13 protein-coding genes are annotated in these 12,537 nt (G+C 74.2%); 8 read left to right on the plus strand and 5 right to left on the minus strand.

Annotation, left to right across the window (positions count from 1 at the left end):
- Window positions 1–56 precede the first annotated feature (56 nt).
- Together LBW97_RS13405 and LBW97_RS13410 are read left to right on the plus strand one after the other, a co-directional pair.
- Complete coding sequence (locus tag LBW97_RS13405) at window positions 57–884, plus strand: sulfurtransferase (protein ID WP_224499867.1); 828 nt, start codon at window positions 57–59, stop codon at window positions 882–884.
- A gap of 6 nt (window positions 885–890) precedes the next feature.
- Window positions 891–1,184, plus strand: coding sequence for a DUF1416 domain-containing protein (locus LBW97_RS13410; RefSeq protein ID WP_224499868.1), 294 nt, complete (start codon window positions 891–893; stop codon window positions 1,182–1,184).
- 114 nt (window positions 1,185–1,298) lie between these two features.
- Here the strand turns inward: LBW97_RS13410 and LBW97_RS13415 are convergent, their stop codons facing one another.
- Both LBW97_RS13415 and LBW97_RS13420 read right to left on the minus strand, forming a co-directional pair.
- Window positions 1,299–3,059, minus strand: a complete 1,761-nt coding sequence (locus LBW97_RS13415) for a SpoIIE family protein phosphatase (RefSeq protein ID WP_224499869.1) — start codon at window positions 3,057–3,059, stop codon at window positions 1,299–1,301.
- A gap of 105 nt (window positions 3,060–3,164) precedes the next feature.
- Window positions 3,165–3,443, minus strand: coding sequence for a DUF4184 family protein (locus LBW97_RS13420; protein WP_224499870.1), 279 nt, complete (start codon window positions 3,441–3,443; stop codon window positions 3,165–3,167).
- Between the two features lie 173 nt (window positions 3,444–3,616).
- On the opposite strand from LBW97_RS13420, the gene LBW97_RS13425 reads away from it, so the two are divergent.
- Window positions 3,617–4,150 (plus strand): FABP family protein, encoded by a 534-nt coding sequence (locus tag LBW97_RS13425; RefSeq protein WP_224499871.1) that lies wholly within the window; start codon window positions 3,617–3,619, stop codon window positions 4,148–4,150.
- Window positions 4,147–5,844 (plus strand): DUF885 domain-containing protein, encoded by a 1,698-nt coding sequence (locus tag LBW97_RS13430; RefSeq protein WP_224499872.1) that lies wholly within the window; start codon window positions 4,147–4,149, stop codon window positions 5,842–5,844. Before LBW97_RS13425 ends, LBW97_RS13430 begins: the two co-directional genes overlap by 4 nt.
- Here LBW97_RS13430 and LBW97_RS13435 read toward each other — a convergent pair.
- The 3 genes from LBW97_RS13435 to LBW97_RS13445 all read right to left on the minus strand — a co-directional run bounded on the left by LBW97_RS13435 (window position 5,841) and on the right by LBW97_RS13445 (window position 9,191).
- Window positions 5,841–6,572, minus strand: a complete 732-nt coding sequence (locus LBW97_RS13435) for a hypothetical protein (protein ID WP_224499873.1) — start codon at window positions 6,570–6,572, stop codon at window positions 5,841–5,843. The genes LBW97_RS13430 and LBW97_RS13435 overlap by 4 nt on opposite strands.
- Before the next feature lie 323 nt (window positions 6,573–6,895).
- On the minus strand, window positions 6,896–8,272 hold the full coding sequence (nhaA, locus tag LBW97_RS13440; protein WP_224499874.1) for a Na+/H+ antiporter NhaA: 1,377 nt from the start codon (window positions 8,270–8,272) through the stop codon (window positions 6,896–6,898).
- A 70-nt stretch (window positions 8,273–8,342) separates the two neighbouring features.
- Window positions 8,343–9,191 (minus strand): aminotransferase class IV, encoded by an 849-nt coding sequence (locus LBW97_RS13445; RefSeq protein WP_224499875.1) that lies wholly within the window; start codon window positions 9,189–9,191, stop codon window positions 8,343–8,345.
- Between the two features lie 38 nt (window positions 9,192–9,229).
- Between LBW97_RS13445 and LBW97_RS13450 the strand changes: the two genes are divergently transcribed.
- The 4 genes from LBW97_RS13450 (at window position 9,230) to LBW97_RS13465 (ending at window position 12,524) form a co-directional block, all read left to right on the plus strand.
- Window positions 9,230–9,685: a Fur family transcriptional regulator gene (locus LBW97_RS13450; protein ID WP_224499876.1), complete on the plus strand. Its 456-nt coding sequence runs from the start codon at window positions 9,230–9,232 to the stop codon at window positions 9,683–9,685.
- Window positions 9,682–10,782, plus strand: coding sequence for a folate-binding protein YgfZ (locus tag LBW97_RS13455; protein ID WP_224499877.1), 1,101 nt, complete (start codon window positions 9,682–9,684; stop codon window positions 10,780–10,782). The genes LBW97_RS13450 and LBW97_RS13455 overlap by 4 nt, the downstream gene beginning before the upstream one ends.
- A 132-nt stretch (window positions 10,783–10,914) precedes the next feature.
- Window positions 10,915–11,475 carry an aerial mycelium formation protein gene (locus LBW97_RS13460; RefSeq protein ID WP_224499878.1) on the plus strand — a complete coding sequence of 187 codons (561 nt, stop codon included), beginning with the start codon at window positions 10,915–10,917 and terminating at the stop codon, window positions 11,473–11,475.
- A 110-nt stretch (window positions 11,476–11,585) separates the two neighbouring features.
- A complete protein-coding gene (locus tag LBW97_RS13465; protein WP_224499879.1) occupies window positions 11,586–12,524 on the plus strand; it encodes an asparaginase in 939 nt (312 codons plus the stop codon).
- The last annotated feature ends 13 nt before the right edge of the window (window positions 12,525–12,537 follow it).

Here is a 12,537-nt window from a genome sequence, read left to right on the forward strand (position 1 = left end):
TCCTTCCGCACCGCCGAACCGACCGACCGCACACCGACATTCGGAGGATCACCCCTATGAGCCGCAATGACGTGCTCGTGAACGTCGACTGGGTCCAGGAGCACCTGGGCCAGCCCGGCATCGTCTTCGTCGAGGTCGACGAGGACGCCAGCGCCTACGACGGCGGCCACATCGAGGGCGCCGTCAAGTTCGACTGGAAGAAGGACCTGCAGGACCCGCTGCGCCGCGACTACCTCGACAAGACCGCCTTCGAGGCGCTCCTCTCGAGCCGGGGCATCGCCAACGACGACACCGTCGTCCTGTACGGCGGCAACAACAACTGGTTCGCCGCCTACGCCTACTGGTACTTCAAGATCTACGGCCACCGCGACGTGAAGCTCATGGACGGCGGCCGCAAGAAGTGGGAGCTCGACGGCCGTCCGCTGTCCACGGACCTGCCCGAGCGTCCGGCCACCCAGTACCAGGCGTCGGAGCCCGACCTGTCGATCCGCGCCTTCCGCGACGAGGTCGTCGCCGCGATCGGCTCGAAGAACCTGGTCGACGTCCGCTCGCCCGACGAGTTCTCCGGCAAGATCCTCGCCCCCGCCCACCTGCCGCAGGAGCAGTCGCAGCGGGCCGGCCACGTCCCGAGCGCGATCAACATCCCGTGGAGCAAGGCGGCCAACGAGGACGGCACCTTCAAGTCCGACGAGCAGCTGGCGGCGCTCTACGCCGAGCAGGGCTTCGACGACAGCAAGGAGACCATCGCCTACTGCCGGATCGGCGAGCGCTCCAGCCACACCTGGTTCGTGCTCCAGGAGCTGCTCGGCAAGAAGAACGTGAAGAACTACGACGGCAGCTGGGTCGAGTACGGCTCGCTGGTCGGCGTCCCGATCGAGAAGTGAGCTGACATGTGCGGAGCTCCGAAGCAGGGCGGAACCCTGGCGGGGATCGACCTGGGCACGCAGACGGTGATCCAGGGCTCGGTGTGGCACGACGGCGCCCCGGTGGCCGGTGCCTACGTCCGGCTGCTCGACGGGACCGACGAGTTCACCGCCGAGGTGGTCACCAGCCCCGAGGGTGAGTTCCGGTTCTTCGCCGCTCCGGGCGAGTGGACGCTGCGCGCGCTGGCCCCGGTCGGCAAGGGCCAGCAGGCCATCTCGGCCGAGACCGGCCTGAACGAGACGACCGTCGTCATCGAATAAGGACCCCTCTTCCCCCCACCCTTCGCAGGCTCAGGGTGGGTCCCTGAAGAGGGGCCGTCCACCCGGGCGGCAGTGCGCCCGTCTCCCTCCCGGGAGGCGGGCGCTGTCACGTCCTCAGTCCATGCCCGGCGGCAGCCGGTTGGGTCCCGCCTCGGTCGGCCGTGGGCGGTCCTCCGGAAAGGTGCGGACGGCGACGATGGCGACGTCGTCGGCGCCGGCGTCGGGCACCAGCCGGGCCAGCACCTCGTCCAGCAGATCCTCCAGCGGTCGCCGGCCGAGGTCGCGCAGCGCCTCGCGCAGCCGGTCGGTGCCCTCGTCGAGGTCGACGTCGCGACGCTCGACCAGCCCGTCGGTGAACAGCAGCAGGGTGTGGTCGTCCGGCAGGTCCACGACGTGGTCGGTGCGGGGCGCGTCGGGGTCGATGCCGAACATGAGCTCGGGGCGCCCGGCCAGCTCGGTCACCGTGCCGTCGGGCGCGAGCAGGATCGGCGGCGGGTGGCCGGCGTTGCTCCAGCGCAGCAGGCGCGTGCCTGTGGCGGGGATGTCGGGGTGGCGCTCGATGCGGGCCAGGATGCCGGTGGCCATCGTCGTCACCGCCAGCCCCCGGGCGGCGTGCTCCACCCGGGTGAGGACGGCGGCGGGCGCGGCGTCGGAGTCGTAGGCCAGGGCCCGCAGCAGGCCGCGGAGCTGGCCCATCGCGGCCGCGGCGTTGCTGTCGTGGCCGACGACGTCGCCGATGGCCAGCATCGTGGCGCCGTCGGGCTGGAGGAAGGCGTCGTACCAGTCCCCGCCGACCTGTGCCTCGTGCGCGGCCGGCCGGTAGCGGACCCCGATCTGGAGGTGGTCGGGCTCCGGCGGGGGCGTGAGCAGGGACTGCTGCAGGCGGTCGGACAGCGCGCGCTCGTTGGCTGCCCGGGCGGCCAGGGCCGTCAGCTCGGCCGCCTGCGCCTGGGCGGCCATCCGCTCGCTGAGGTCGCGGAAGGAGACGACGACGCCGGTGAGCGCGCCGTCCTCGAGGGTCGGGACCACGACCATCTCCACCGGGATGGGGGACCCGTCCCTGCGCCAGAACGTCTCGTCGTCGGCGACGACCGTGCGCGCGGTGCGCAGCGCCCGCCAGACCGGGCACTCCTCGCGGGGGTAGGGGGAGCCGTCCCGGCGGTGGGCGTGGATCAGCTCGTGCTGGTCGTTGCCCAGCTGCTCCGCGGCGGAGAAGCCGGTGAGCCGGACGCCCGCGGGGTTGACGAACTCGACCCGGCCCGAGGCGTCCAGGCCGTAGATCCCGTCGGCGACGTTGGCCAGGACGCGGTCGCTGATCGCCAGCGCCCTCGTGAGCTTCGTCTCGGTCTCGCGGAGCGACTCCAGGTCCCGCGCCCGGTTGGCGGCGACCTGGCGCAGGGTGGAGGCCTCGGCGCCGGCCGCCCGCGCCTCGGCGACCGTGCGCTCGGCCTCCAGCCGGTCGGTGATGTCCATGCCGGTGGCCAGCAGGTACTGCGGCTTCTCGCCCTCCCGTACCAGCTGCAGCGTGAAGTCGGCGACCCGCCGGGTGCCGTCGGCCAGGAAGTACGCGGTGCTGGCGCGCATCGGCTCGCCACCGGTGGCCACGCCGCGGAACCAGCCCTCGATCTGCTGCTGGACGGCGAGGCTGCCCGCCCACCAGCCGGTGTCCCAGAACAGGCGGCCCAGCTGCTCGTGCCGGTCGAACCCGCAGCCCTCCACGGCGAGCAGGTTGCTGGTCAGCAGTCGCCCTTCGAGGTCGCAGACCGAGGCGAACATGAAGGCGGAGTCGTGCAGCACGGAGTACCAGGACGGCGTCCCGGGGAGGGCTTCGTCCTCCGTGATCGGCACCGTCGCGCCCGGGCCGGCCTCCGCCATCTCGATGACTGCTCCTCGCGCTCGCGTCCTGGGGTCCTAGGGTCCTGGGGTCCTCCCAGCCTGCCGCACAACGTCCCGGGCCGCCGGGAACGTTCCCCGTCGGGTTCACCGCACGGTTCCGACGGCGGCGAGCACGAGGAGGACGGCGCGCGCGGACCGGAGCCGGGCACGGAGCCCGACCCGCACCGGAGCGAGCCGGGCGCGCAGTCCGAGGACCACGTCGGTGGTGACCACCGCGAGGGCGGTGTGCGTGCGCCAGGGCAGGTCCAGTGGCACGTAGTACGGGATGTCGGGGGCGAGGCTGCCCGCCACCAGTGCGGAGGCGGACGGCGGCGTCCGCAGGAACGGCAGGACGGCTGCGGGGTGGCTCCCGGAGAACGGCATCGCTCCTCCGCCCGGCTGCCCCGGTCGACCACCGGTCGGCCGTCCGACCCGGCCGTCACTACGGTGGTTCCCATGGTTTCTGCCTGGGTCCTGGTCTCCCTGACCGTGATGACGGCGCTGGGCTTCGGCTACGGCGCCGTGCGGCTGGCGCGTCGTCCGACGGCGGCCCGGCGATGAGCGAGGAGACCGAACTGCCGGTCCCCGACACCGCCGACGTCCGCAGCGGCGTCGAGGTCTCCGAGGAGATCCTCTCGGTGCTGCCGCTGCTGGGCGAGTGGCACGGCGAGGGCCAGGCGGCCGGCACCGGCGGCGACCACCGCTTCGGCCAGTGGGTGCGCTTCGCCCACGACGGCCGCGGGTTCCTCGCCTACGAGTCGCGGACGTGGCGGCTGACCGACGACGGGAAGATCGTCGGCCCCGACGTGCGGGAGTCCGGCTTCTGGCGCCCGCGCGGCAGCGACGACGTCGAGCTGCTGGTGGTCGGCCCGGACGGGCTGGTGGAGATCTACGTCGGCACCGCCCGGACGACGACGAGCTGGGAGCTGACCACCGACGTCGTCGCCCGCACGCCCGACGCCCCGGAGGTGACCCGCTCGGTGCGGCTCTACGGGATCGTCGAGGGTGCGCTCATGTACGCCATCGACCGCGCCGTCGGCGAGGGCGAGTTGCGCCCCACGATGTCCGCCCGGCTGGAGCGGATCCGATGAGCGCCCCCACCACCCCGAGGCAGGTCGCCGACGCCTACGTCGAGGCCGCCACCGAGCTCGATCCCACCCTCGGCACGGCGCTGGGCACCCGGCCCCGCGAGGACCGGCTGCCCGACACGAGCCCGGCCGGGCTCGAGGCCGAGGCGCAGCTGGCCCGCGAGACGCTCGCCGAGCTGGACCGGGTGCTGGCCGCCGACCCGTCGCTGGACGACGACCCGGTGGAGCGCCGGTGCGCCCGGCTGCTGCGCGAACGACTGGAGGCCGAGCTCGCCGGCCACGAGGCGGGTGAGGGCTTCCGGTCGCTGAACATCCTGTTCACGCCGATCCACTCCATCCGCCAGGTGTTCTCGATGATGCCCGCGGTGACCGAGGAGGACTGGTCCGTCCTGGCCCGCCGTCTGGCGCGGGTGCCGGAGGCCTACCGCGGTTACCGCGGGACGCTCGCCGAGGGCGTCCGACGCGGCCTGCTGGTGGCCCCGCGGCAGGTGCGCACCGTCGTCGTCCAGCTGGACGAGTGGCTCGCCGGCCCGTACTTCGCCGGCTTCGCCGCCGCCGGACCCGAGGCGCTGCGGGGCGAGCTGGACGCCGCGGCCTCGGCCGCCGACGCCGCCGTCGCCGAGCTGCGGAACTACCTGCGCGACGAGTACGCCGCCGCGGCCGAGGGGACGCCGGACGCGGTGGGCCGCGAGCGCTACGCCGTCCACGCACGGCGATGGACCGGCTCGGACCTGGGCGTCGGTACCGGGCTCGAGGAGGCCTACGCCTGGGGCTGGGCCGAGCACCGGCGGATCCTCACCGAGCAGCGGGCCGAGGCGGAGAAGGTGCTGCCGGGCGCGACTCCGCTGGAGGCGATGCGCTGGCTGTCCGCCAACGGTCCCGCCGTCGAGGGCGAGGAGGCGATCCGCGAGCGCCTCCAGCAGATGATGGACGACGCGATCGTCGCGCTGGACGGCACGCACTTCGACCTCGCCGAGCCGGTGAAGCAGGTCGAGGCGATGATCGCGCCGCCCGGCAGCGCCGCGGCGCCGTACTACACCCGCCCGGCGCAGGACTTCTCCCGCCCGGGCCGCACCTGGCTGCCGACGCTGGGCCGCACCCGGTTCCCGCTCTGGGACCTGGTGTCGATCTGGTACCACGAGGGCGTTCCGGGCCACCACCTCCAGCTGGCCCAGTGGGCGCTGGTCTCCGGCGAGCTCTCGACCTATCAGACGTCGGTGGGCTCGGTGGGCGCGAACGTGGAGGGCTGGGCCCTCTACTCCGAGCGGTTCATGGACGAGCTCGGGTACTTCAGCGACCCCGGCGAGCGGCTGGGCTTCCTCGACGCCCAGCAGCTGCGCTCGGTCCGGGTGGTCATCGACATCGGCATGCACCTGGAGCTGCCGGTCCCCGACGACGCCGACGGAGTGCTCGCCGAGCACCGCGGCCGGCCGTGGACGCCGGAGCTGGCCCGGGCGTTCCTGGGCGAGCACTGCGGCGCCGAGCCGGCCTTCCTGGACAGCGAGCTGGTGCGCTACCTGGGCATGCCCGGGCAGGCGATCAGCTACAAGCTGGGGGAGCGGGCCTGGCGGCAGGGGCGGGAGGCGGCGCAGCGGGCGCGCGGCGCGTCGTTCGACCTCAAGGCGTGGCACATGGCGGCGCTGTCGCAGGGCTCGCTCGGGCTGGACGACCTCGAAGCCGAGCTCGCGCAGCTCTAGCGAGGTGGCACCGGGTTGACCGGGTCGTCGGCGTGGCCGACCCGGTCGTCCGGCGCCGTCCGCACGGCCTCGAGCCCGGGCGTGGCCAGCAGCGCGGCGACGCAGGCCTCGGAGCCGCCGACGTAGGTGCTCATCAGGTCGATGTCGGTCGCCACGACCCAGGCCCGGTCGGCCGGCCACCACAGGTTGGCGCTCTGCTCCGACGGCTCCGGCGCGAGGTTGCGCACGGCGTCGGCCACCCCGCCCCGCACCAGGACGACGTCACGGGCGCGGGGGAGCGGCAGGCGGGGGACGTTGCGCAGCTCCTCGGCGTCGTAGCCGAAGCCGGTCCACCGGCCGAAGAGGCAGTCCTGCGGCGTGCCGGTGTGCCGGGCGAGGACGGCGGCCATCCGCGCGGCGACGGTGCACGGCAGGTGCCCCTCGGCGGGCGTGCCGTCCCAGGTGGGCGGCTGGCTGTCCTCGCTGATGTACTCCCAGCCGCCGGTGACGGCGGGCCACTGCATCCGCGGGTGGGACGTGGTGCCGTTCAGCCGCGCGACCGCGGCCCAGGCGATCTCGACGTCGTCGTCACCGTCGTAGCGGTAGGCGGGGTGCAGCACCCGCGCGTAGGCGGGGAAGAGCCGGGGCACGAGCGACCCGACGGTGCTCCAGTGCGCGCCGCTCACGGCGTCGGAGATCCACGAGCCCAGCGCGACGTCGTGCTCGACCGGCAGCCCGCCGAGCTGCACCTGACCTCCCCCGGAGAACGGACAACCCCCGGGCTGTTCCGCGGCGCCCGGCCCTCCGGAGGAGGGGGAGCAGCACGCGGGCCGACTGGACAATGGTCGGCGGCCCGGGGGTCGGGTGACTGTCCGGTTCTCGCTCGCCGCCGTGCGACGGACGGGCGATTCGTGCCTCTCGTCCGGCTTTCCTACCGGACGGGCGGCCCATCTGGACGGCGGCTAGCGGACAGCCACCTCACGAGTCCTGTAGCTCAGCAAGTTACGGACCACCTCCTCTCTCGTGTACGTCGAAAATACGACTCGGAGAGCGGCCCCTGCAACCGAATTCGTCAGCTGTCCGCGAACGGCCTGGCAGGGCGTCCGGGCGGCGTGTCGCTCGGGTTGTCGATCTCGTGCTGGGCCCGGTCGTCGACGGTGTCCCAGGCGTCCGGGATGCCGTCGCTGTCGATGTCCGAGGTCTCCTCGAGCGAGATCCGCTTGTAGATCCGGTTGCGCGCCCGCAGCACGATCGTCGCCAGCAGCGCGGCGGTCAGCGTGCCCACCAAGACGCCGACCTTCACGTGCTCGTCACGCTCGCTGCCCTGCCCGAAGGCCAGTTCGCCGATGAGCAGCGAGACGGTGAAACCGATGCCACCCAGCAGCGCCAGGCCGATCACGTCCCACCAGCTGAGGTCGTCGGCCAGCTCGGCGCGGGTGAAGCGGGAGACCAGCCAGGTGGCCAGCGTGATGCCGACGGCCTTGCCGGCCACCAGGGCGACGACGATGCCGAGCGCGACCCGGTCGGTGAGGGATTCGGTGAGCCCGGAGAGGCCGCCGATCGTCACGCCCGCGGCGAAGAAGGCGAACACCGGGACGGCGATGCCGGCGGAGAGGGGGCGGATCCGGTGCTCGAAGTGCTCGGCCAGGCCCGGGCCGGCCTCGGGGCCGCCCGCCGCCTTGCTGCGGAGGACCGGCACGGTGAAGGCCAGCAGCACGCCGGCGACCGTCGCGTGCACCCCGGACTCGTGCACCAGCACCCAGGTGACGACGGCGAGCGGGATCAGCAGCCACCACGACCGGATCCGCTTCTGCACCAGGAACCCGAACAGGGCCAGCGGGATGAGCGCCAGCAGCAGCGGCGTCACCGCCAGGGACGACGTGTAGAAGATCGCGATGATCGTGATCGCCAGCAGGTCGTCGACCACGGCGAGAGTGAGCAGGAACGTGCGCAGCGCGCTGGGCAGGTGGGTGCTGATGACGGCGAGGACGGCGAGCGCGAAGGCGATGTCGGTGGCGGTCGGGATGGCCCAGCCCTCGAGCGCGCCGTCGCCACCGAGGTTCAGCAGCACGTAGAAGACGCCCGGGACGACCATGCCGCCGACGGCGGCGGCGACCGGGAGCGAGGCCCGGCGGACGTCGCGGAGGTCGCCGGCGACGAACTCCCGCTTCAGCTCCAGCCCCGCCACGAAGAAGAAGATCGCGAGCAGGCCGTCGGCGGCCCAGGTGCCCAGCGGCAGGTCCAGGTGCAGGGAGGCCGGGCCCACGCGGAAGTCGCGCAGCCCCTCGTAGGACTCCGCCCACGGCGAGTTGGCCCAGACCAGCGCGAGGACGGTGCCGATCAGCAGCAGCACGCCACCGACGGTCTCCTTGCGGAGCACCGAGGCGACGCGGCTGGCCTCGGTCCAGGAGCCACGCCCGAAGAGGCGGTTGGAGGCGGTGGAAGTCATGCGGGCGGCTCCGGAGGAAGGGTCGACGAAAAGACTGCCGACCAGACTTCCCGGCGCACCGGGTGCCAGGCTACCGGGCGAGGAGTTCGCGGACCCGGGCGGACAGTCCCGCGTCGCCTCGCCGGCTCCCGTCGAGGGTGTGCACGGTCGCCGCGCCGCGCACGCCGGAGAGCAGCCAGACGGCGTCGGCGGCGTGCAGGTCCGCGACGGTGCCCGCCGTGACCGACGTCGGCCAGCCCTCGGCTGCCGCCTGCGCGAACAGCCGCGCCTGGGTGGTGCCGGCGAGGATGCCGGTCTCCACCGGCGGGGTGTGCAGGGCGCCACCGGCGGCCCACACCACCGTCGACGTCGGGCCCTCGAGCAGCTGCCCCTCCAGGCTGGTGAGGACGACGTCGTCCGCGCCGACCGCGTGGGCGTGCCGCTGGGCGGCCATGTTCACCGCGTAGGACAGGGTCTTCGCGCCGCCGAGCAGCCACGGGGCGCCGGCGCGGAAGTCCGCGGGGATGCCCAGGCCCAGGCTCACCACGGAGATCCCAGCGGTGCGCTGGCGGAGGGTCTCCTCCGGAACGGCCGCGAGCAGGGCCAGCGCGGTCGGCGGGGCGCCGTCGCCGGGGCCGCGGGTGAGGAACAGCCGGCAGATGCCCTCGACCTCCGACGGCCAGTCGGCGGTGACGGCGGCGACCAGTGCACGCCAGGCGCCGTCTCCCGGGGCGGGGAGATCGAGCAGGGCGGCCGAACGGGTGAGCCGCGCCAGGTGGGCGTCCAGGCGCGGTGTGCCGCGCTCGACGACGGCCACGGACTCGAAGACGCCGTCGCCGCGGGCCAGGCCCTGGTCGAACGCGGTCACCACCGGCTGACCGGCGGGGACCTGGACCGCCGTGCCGTCGCGCCAGACCGCCACCCTGCGCTGCTCGCTCACGCCCCCAGCCTGCCGCACCCGCGGCATAGGCTCACGCCATGGGTCAGGAGGACGTCGCCGCGCCGCTCGCCGAGCAGTTGCGGGCGCGCGGCCTGCGCCTGACCCCGCAGCGGGCCCGGGTCCTCGCCGCCGTCAGCAGCCTGGCGCACGCGACGCCCGAGGCCATCGGTGCGCGGCTGCGCGAGGAGGTCGGCCCCGGGGGCAGCGCGCCGGACACCTCGACGATCTACCGGACGCTGGAGCTGCTGGAGAGCCTCGGGCTGGTCTGGCACACCCACCTGGGCCGCGGGGCGCCGGTCTACCACGCGGCGGAGCGCCCCCACCTGCACGTCGTCTGCGCCTCCTGCGGCGAGATCTCCTCCGCCGCGCCGGACCTGCTGGACGAGGCGGCGGAACGTCTGGCGGCCGAACTGGGTTTCACAGTCGACGTCGGTCACGTCGCCCTGTCGGGCACGTGCCGCGACTGCCGTGAACGAGCCCAGGAGAAACCGTGACCCCCTCGCCCCTGCTGTCCCGCCCCGGCGCCGTCCAGGAGGAGGGCGGCTCGGTCGCCGTCCACTACGGCGACCCCCTGCGGGAGCAGCGCACCCTGGCCGAGGGCGCCGGCCTCGTCGACCGCAGCGACCGCGACGTCCTCATGGTCCCCGGCGCCGACCGGCTCTCCTGGTTGCACAGCATCACCAGCCAGCACTTCGAGCAGCTCGGCGACGGCGCCGGCAGCGAGGCGCTGGTCCTCTCGCCGAACGGCCACGTCGAGCACCACCTCGTCGTCGCGGAGCTGGCCGGCACCACCTGGGCCGACGTCGAGACGGGCACGGGCGCGGCGCTGCTGGGCTACCTCGAGCGGATGCGGTTCATGCTGCGTGTCGAGCCGGCGCTCGTCACCGACGCGTGGGCGCTGCTGAGCGTGGTCGGGCCGCAGGGGCCCGCCGTGCTGGCCGCGGCCGGGCTGCCCGTGCCGGAGGCGGAGTACGCCGTCGTGCCGAGCGGGGCGGGGTTCGTCCGCCGGATGCCCGCGATTGGCGACGGCTCCGTGGTGTTCGACGTCCTCGTGGCCCGGGCCGAGCTCGGCGCGACCGCCGACCGGCTGCTGGCGGCCGGGGCGACGCCGGCCGGTTCGTCGGCGTACGAGGCGCTGCGCGTGGAGGCCCGGCGGCCGCGGTTCGGCGTCGACAGCGACCACCGCACCATTCCCAACGAGCTGCAGTGGCTGACGACCGCCGTCCACCTGGAGAAGGGCTGCTACCGCGGCCAGGAGACCGTCGCCCGGGTGCACAACCTGGGCCGGCCGCCCCGCCGGCTGGTGCTGCTGCACCTGGACGGGATCAGCGAGGACCTGCCGGCACCGGGTGCCGACGTCCTCGCCGCGACGCGGACCGTGGGCCGCGTGGGCACCGTGGTCCGCCACCACGAGCTCGGCGTCATCGCCCTGGCGCTGGTCAAGCAGTCGGTCACGCCGGAGACGGCCCTGACCGTGGCCGGTTCGAGCGCCGCGATGGACCCCGACGACGCCCCGGCCGGAGTGGACGACACCCGGGCCGCGGCGCGCGACCGCGTGCGGGCCGTCCGGTCTGCGACGATCGGGCGATGAGGGCGAGCGCCCGTCCGGAGGCGACCTCCGGGTGGGCGTGCGTGCTCCGCTGACCTACGCTCCGCCCAGCCCGCCGATGACCACCGCCGATCCCCGGACCATGCCGGGGATTCCGCACCTGGAGGCCACCTCGTGAGTCCGAAGCCGTCCCCCGCCGGGGGTGCCGCCGTCGATGCGCTGCTGGACCCGACGTTCCTCGAGAACGCCACGCAGCTGCAGATGAGCGAGGTGCGGCGGCTGCGCCGCGCGGCGGAGCAGGAGGAGGTCAACCTCTCCTACACGCGGCGTCTGCTGCAGGGGCGGCTGGACATCGTGCGCCGTGAGCTGCAGCGCCGCGCCGAGGACGACGGCCGGTCCCTGGTCGACCTGCTGCCGGAGATCCTCGCCGAGAAGGGCCGCGGCCCCGCGCACGGCCTGGGCCGGCACCAGACGGTGCAGCCGGCCAGCCCCGAGGAGTACGAGTCCTGGGTGAACTCGCTGACCCCGGGTGCCGACCTCTCGGCGATCGCCGACCTGTCGGACAAGAAGCTGGAGACCGCCGCGCGCTCGCTGGCCGAGGCCGAGAAGGGCCTGTCGGAGCGCCGGCGCGGGGTCCAGCAGGTGATGGACGGCCTGGCCGGCGAGCTCGGCCGCCGGTACCGGGACGGGGAGGCCGACGTCGCCGCCCTGCTCGCCGACGAAGGCCGTCATTGATGAAGGACCCCCTTGCCCCCCTTCGCTCGCAAGCTCGCGACGGGGCCCTGCAAGGGGGCCGTTCCGACACGAAGTCAGCTGATCCCGACTGGCCGCTGAACCCCGTTCTCGTGGAGGTCCGGCGGTCGGGGTTCTTCGAGTCCGCGCACCGCGGCTCGCTGGTCGTCCTGGACGCCGCGGGAGAGGTGAGCTTCGCCGTCGGCGCGGTCGACCGGCCCACGCTGCCGCGGTCGTCGAACAAGCCCGTGCAGGCGACGACCATGCTCGCTGCCGGCTGGACCCCGGCCTCCGACGAGGAGCTGGCCATCGCGGCCGGCTCGCACAACGGCGAGGACGCCCACCGGGACACCGCCGCCGCGATCCTGGCGGCGGCCGGTCTCGGGCCCGAGGCGCTGGGCTGCCCGCCCGCCCTGCCGCAGCACGAGACGACGAAGGCCACCTGGATCGCTGCCGGGCGGGCACCCGAGCGGCTGGCCATGAACTGCTCGGGCAAGCACGCGGCGATGCTGGCCGCCTGCGTCGCCGCCGGCTGGCCGACCGAGGGCTATCTGTCCCGTGAGCACCCGCTGCAGCAGGCGATCGAAGTGCGGCTGGCCGAGGCGGCCGGTGAGCCGGTGACGGCGGTCGTCGTCGACGGGTGCGGAGCGCCGCAGCACGCGCTGTCGGTGACCGGCCTGGCCCGCGGCGTGCTGTCCCTGGTCCAGGCGGCCGAGGGCTCGCGGGAACGTGCCGTGGCCGATGCGATGCGGGCCGCCCCCTGGTTCGTGGCCGGGACCGGCCGTGAGGACACCGACCTCATGCGGGCCGTTCCGGGACTGCTCGTCAAGGGCGGTGCCGACGGCGTGCACGTGGCGGCGGTGCCCGGCGCCGGGGCCGTGGCGTTGAAGCTGGACGACGGCGGTGACCGCGGGCGCACGCCGGCGCTGGCCGCCGGGCTGCGCCGCCTCGGCGTCCCCGCCGAGGTGCTTGCTCCGTGGGCGCGGACCCCGGTGTCCGGTGGGACCGGGGTCGTCGGCGACGTCCGGGAATCCCCGGAACTAAACGCCTGAGCGCTCCTTTTCC

The sequence above is a fragment of the Blastococcus sp. LR1 genome (assembly GCF_020166105.1).
In the GTDB taxonomy this organism is placed as follows: Bacteria; Actinomycetota; Actinomycetes; order Mycobacteriales; family Geodermatophilaceae; genus Blastococcus.

Bases quoted from the DNA above. Each gene is read 5' to 3' on its own strand.
- LBW97_RS13405 (WP_224499867.1), top strand. From the start codon at position 57: ATGAGCCGCAATGACGTGCTCGTGAACGTCGACTGGGTCCAGGAGCAC.
- LBW97_RS13410 (WP_224499868.1), top strand. From the start codon at position 891: ATGTGCGGAGCTCCGAAGCAGGGCGGAACCCTGGCGGGGATCGACCTG.
- LBW97_RS13415 (WP_224499869.1), bottom strand. From the start codon at position 3,059: ATGGCGGAGGCCGGCCCGGGCGCGACGGTGCCGATCACGGAGGACGAA.
- LBW97_RS13420 (WP_224499870.1), bottom strand. From the start codon at position 3,443: ATGCCGTTCTCCGGGAGCCACCCCGCAGCCGTCCTGCCGTTCCTGCGG.
- LBW97_RS13425 (WP_224499871.1), top strand. From the start codon at position 3,617: ATGAGCGAGGAGACCGAACTGCCGGTCCCCGACACCGCCGACGTCCGC.
- LBW97_RS13430 (WP_224499872.1), top strand. From the start codon at position 4,147: ATGAGCGCCCCCACCACCCCGAGGCAGGTCGCCGACGCCTACGTCGAG.
- nhaA (WP_224499874.1), bottom strand. From the start codon at position 8,272: ATGACTTCCACCGCCTCCAACCGCCTCTTCGGGCGTGGCTCCTGGACC.
- LBW97_RS13450 (WP_224499876.1), top strand. From the start codon at position 9,230: ATGGGTCAGGAGGACGTCGCCGCGCCGCTCGCCGAGCAGTTGCGGGCG.